The sequence below is a fragment of the uncultured Metabacillus sp. genome, assembly GCF_947503125.1.
In the GTDB taxonomy this organism is placed as follows: Bacteria; Bacillota; Bacilli; order Bacillales; family Bacillaceae; genus Metabacillus.
Window position 1 is genome coordinate 1 of record NZ_CANNCR010000128.1, and the last position, 3,113, is coordinate 3,113.

The 3,113-nt window shown below is 30.1% G+C and carries 3 protein-coding genes and 1 pseudogene; all 4 read right to left on the reverse strand.

All coding sequences use genetic code 11. The features are described from left to right. Window positions 1–75: 75 nt before the first annotated feature. Window positions 76–180 (reverse strand): annotated as a pseudogene (locus Q1B07_RS26335) (DNA mismatch repair protein MutT); the annotation flags it as partial. A gap of 195 nt (window positions 181–375) precedes the next feature. Continuing rightward, window positions 376–765, reverse strand: coding sequence for a tautomerase family protein (locus Q1B07_RS26340; RefSeq protein WP_299095696.1), 390 nt, complete (start codon window positions 763–765; stop codon window positions 376–378). Window positions 766–930: 165 nt separating this feature from the next. Then, on the reverse strand, window positions 931–1,707 hold the full coding sequence (locus Q1B07_RS26345) for a hypothetical protein (protein ID WP_299095693.1): 777 nt from the start codon (window positions 1,705–1,707) through the stop codon (window positions 931–933). Between the two features lie 166 nt (window positions 1,708–1,873). Next, complete coding sequence (locus tag Q1B07_RS26350; protein WP_299095690.1) at window positions 1,874–2,542, reverse strand: HAD family hydrolase; 669 nt, start codon at window positions 2,540–2,542, stop codon at window positions 1,874–1,876. Between the last annotated feature and the right edge of the window lie 571 nt (window positions 2,543–3,113).

Sequence of the window (3,113 nt, forward strand, 5' to 3'; positions counted from 1 at the left end):
CACTTAATGGCTCAGTTGACCGCAAATAGTGGCTCAAATCTCCGCACTGATGGCTCAATCTGTCCGCAATACTCACTGTAATAACAGTTCTTTGTCCGTATTTAGAATTAAAACAACTGAACCTGTTAATATTAAAGGTCTGTTACCAACTAATTTTCTTAAATCCCTAACATAATCCACCTATATCCCCCTATACAATAAAAGATAGTTCTCTCTGCACTCTACATTCCATATAAAAACATTAGTTCCTTGTTCAGCTATCCTGCCCTATTACTTCAATAAGAAAAGCCGGCAAAAATGGCAGTAGCCTTTTCAACTTTTGCACCCGTTACTTGAATAAGCTAAAAAGACGGTCACTTATTGACCGCCTTTTAATCATACATTAACTTTATAATTCAGTGCTAACTCATCCCCAGGTAATCCTCTTATTCCCCAGTTATGTTTTGGTGTTTCAAAAATTGTAATTTCAACATCTTGAGAGGATATACTCAATTCACTATTTATACGTTCGAATAGTAACTTTAGTAATTTTTTTTTAGCTTCAACCGTTCGACCTTCAAACATACTAATCTCAATTACGGTATATGCTTCAGTTCTCCCACTAGCAAAATAAAAATTTTCTTTGTCCATAGGGAAAAAGCGATGAAATTTCTTATCCGAAGGAAATTCAAGTGCTTCCACCATACACGAATGAATAACATTCGATAGTGTTTCCTTAATTGGATTTAACCTGTCCTTAACACCATAAATTTTAATTTGTCCCATTCTCATCTCACCTTTCTCTTCTCAACTAAACTAAAATCAGCTAACAATATACAGTATTCTATAAAGAATTTGAAAATTCCTTCTTCAAGTAATCTGACCGTTAGCACAATAAGAAAAGTGTTCTACTCCTTTTTTATGTAAAACAACTGTTAGTAGAAAAAGATGTCAATATGCTGTCTTCTCTAAACCATTTAAAGTGTCTTTAATTGTTTGAACGACAATTGAATATCGTTGTGGCAATTCATCTAAAAAATTAGATAGTCTATTGTGTTTCTCTAAACCAATTGATTGAGTTTTTAATAGTACTTCGTTTACTTTTTCTAAAGATCGTACTAATGTTGTATCGATAAAAGGATCATCTTCATCTTGTATAGATGTTTCCCATAAATATCTCGCGTCCAACATATAAAGATCTAAGGCTCTATGATAATCTCCTTTTTCAAATGCAAATTCAGCCTTAACTAAAGTAAGTGAATATTCAAATCCAGCTATTTTTCTTTCTGCATTCTGTAAAGAACGTTCTAAATTCTGTTTTTCTTTTTTTAATTCTTCAAATTTCTCATTAACCTTTTCCTCTAAAGCTTTTTGATATTCTTCTTTTAGAATATTGAAGTTATCATTCATTTCTTTTCTAAGGTCATTTTTAATTTTTAGAATTTCTGCTGCATTTTCATTCTTTAAAGCTTCAGCCTCACTTTTTCTAGAACGAAAGGAAAAAAAAGCATTTGAACCAAGAAATAACAATATAAATCCACCAGCAAAGGTTAAAGCAAAATAAACATTATCCAATATCTTTGCATTAGCATTCTTGGTATCTTCATAAAGCATTTTATATGCTTCGCCTTCTTGCAAAATATCATTTTTATTCGTCTCAGCTAATACGTCCGAAAACGAACATACAAAAAAAGTAAGACAGAAAATTAGTGCAAATTTCTTAATCATATATTTGCTCCTTATTAATTCAGTTTTAGATACAATTATATAGGATTTCTAATTAATGGAGCACAGTATAAGACCTGTTTAGCTTAAAAATCCAAAAGAAAAAAGCCGCCAAAGCAGCATACCTAAAACTGAACTAAAGCTCCCGTTAATTCAACAATACTAGTTATTATGAAATACAACTAAATAATCCATCAAAAGAGTTGATCTCGACATATGGTTTTATGTCTGTATTATTCTTGTGCTTATGAGGATTGAACCATATGCCTTTTATATTTGCATTTTGACAACCACCAATATCCTTTTCTATGTCATCTCCAACGAATAATGCGTCTTCGGGTTTTACATTAAGCTTATTTAGTGCTAATTCAAATATCCGTTTGTCAGGTTTACTAAATCCCACTTCTTCGGAAATAATTATTATTTCAAAACAACTATTTAAATTAGTATTATTTATTTTAGCTTTTTGTCTCTGAGTTGAGCCATTTGTTATAATTGCAACTTTAACTTGCTTCTTTAGTGTATTTACTATATTTATAGTATTTGGGTTTATTGTAAAACAATTAGGAAAATTATTATTCCAAAAATCTTGAATGTTATTGCGTGGCAATCTATATTTTGGTGGGAATTCATCAAAAAATGATTCAAAAACTTTTGTTTTATCATTATCACCATAGCTTTCTTTATCATATTCATTGAATTTTTTCAACATTTCAATTTTTACTGAATGTTTAACATCCTCATAACACTTATCTAAAATCATTAAAAACATTTGCTCTATTGCCTTACCCCTATTAAGTAAGGTATCATCTAAATCAAAAATAGCAGCCTTAATCATTGTATTTTTTCTCCTCATATATTGTTTCTATCGTATCTCCTTGTTTTACTAACCTCGTTAGTTGAATAAAAAAGCGATGCTCTTATACTTGAAGCATCGTACCTGAGTAAAACTCACTTATGTTTAGTTTGTAAAATCTCATATAAATCAACATCTTCATACTCTTTTTGTAGAAGTAAGGTTATCTTCAATTATATTTTACTACATATTCAGATTATTCATTCTTTAAATTAATTACTGACCTTTAAAAAAGTCTTAGGAAATATCGATTATAGTAGTTTTCCCTACAGGAACCGAATATCAATATACTCTTTAATCTAATTGCAAGAAGTTTAAGTTAACAATCATTTTTTTAAAACTGCGGTCTCTATATCTATCACAAAAATCAATAAGTGCTGGAAATACCAATGGATCTATCCCCTTACAATACACCTCAACGCATTCATAAGGTATACCATTTTTATCAATTTCTCCTTCTTTAATAAAGTCATTAATGGTATGTCAACACTAAACTAGACACTTTTTTTAAGGTGAATATTTTTATATTCAATGGGACTTAGATAGTCAAGCG